2 protein-coding genes are annotated in these 1,286 nt (G+C 35.0%); both read left to right on the forward strand.

The window, feature by feature from the left end; translation table 11 throughout:
- On the forward strand, window positions 1–468 hold a 468-nt coding region (locus AACS24_RS04660), incomplete at its 5' end, for a response regulator (RefSeq protein ID WP_108572511.1).
- The gene (locus AACS24_RS04665) at window positions 461–1,123 is read left to right on the forward strand and encodes a response regulator (protein WP_108572512.1); all 663 of its coding nucleotides are present in this window, start codon (window positions 461–463) and stop codon (window positions 1,121–1,123) included. The genes AACS24_RS04660 and AACS24_RS04665, both read left to right, overlap by 8 nt.
- Window positions 1,124–1,286: the final 163 nt, after the last annotated feature.

Consider the following 1,286-nt stretch of genomic DNA (forward strand, 5'->3'; position numbering starts at 1 on the left):
ACATATAATATGAAAATATTGATTGTTGAAGATCAAATTGAGAAAAGTAAGGAAATAGAACAGTTTTGTAGAGCGTTTTTTCAAAAGATTGAAAATATTTCTGTATTTCAGTCTTTGCGAAGTGGCCTACGAGCATTAGTGTCCAACACTTACGATTTAATTTTTCTAGATATGAGCATGCCTAATTTCGATCCAAGTTCAGATGATCCTCTTGGAGGCACTCCAGAAAGCTTTGCTGGTAAAGAATTTTTAGCTCAAATGAAGTTAAGGGGGGAGAAAATCCCTGTAGTCATTATCACTCAATATCAAACTTTTGAAGAAGGACAAATAGATTTAACAAGCATTGATAGCTTCTTAAAATCAACATACTCAGGTTTTTATTTAGGAGCCATATATTATAGTTCTGCAGATAAAGAATGGGAGGTCAATTTAGAACGGCTACTAAACAGAGAGTATTTAAATGGATAATTTAAACCTTTTAATCATAGATGATAACTATGATAAAGTAACTCTTGTCGGAACTGAAATTAATGGTTTGGAATTCATAAATCTAGAGCAGAGAAATAATGTAAAAGATGCGCTTTTATATCTGAAAAATAATTCTTGTGATATTTTGATTGTGGATATAGTGCTGCCAAAAATCCTAGGTGAAATGCCAACCGATGGCGCTGGCGTTGAACTGATTGATATGTTGTTCAAAAACAAACTATATAATCACCCATTGGAAATTGTTGCTGTCACCTCTCATCAGAGTACCTATGAACACTATAAAAACAGAATTGAATGCTTTGGGATCCCATTCATTTTCATTGATCCTAATTCAAATTCCCTCAATACCATTCTACATAACAAGATCAAGTATTGCTTGAATTTTAAAAGCAACCTCAATCCATCTTGTATAGAAAGTTCATCTCAAAGTGATATAGAAAAAATCACAGTAAGATGGCTTTTATCTCATGTAACGTTAAGTCAATGGGCCACTATTTTTGGCGCATTTATTAGCATTTTTTCCATTGGCGTTAATTTTGGCCAAAGCGATTGGTACAAAAATATATCAGATAGCATCAATAAGAGTCAGAAGCAAATAGTTGAACCAGTCAAAGAAAGGAGCTCAAATAATTAACTCCCATCAAACAAAGGCCCTAGCATTAATAAAAACCGCAGCCTTGAGCTGCGGTTTTTATTTCTATTCCCCAAATATGCATTCATCCCAGCTAAAAAACTATTTCCCCAACCCCTTGCACTGCTCCCCCCCTGCGGCGGGATAGGCGGTGAGCGTCTCATAG

This window comes from Aeromonas sp. HMWF016 (assembly GCF_963878195.1).
In the GTDB taxonomy this organism is placed as follows: domain Bacteria; phylum Pseudomonadota; class Gammaproteobacteria; order Enterobacterales; family Aeromonadaceae; genus Aeromonas; species Aeromonas lacus.

Coding starts and splice junctions, on each gene's coding strand:
- AACS24_RS04665 (WP_108572512.1), top strand. CDS start 461: ATGGATAATTTAAACCTTTTAATCATAGATGATAACTATGATAAAGTA.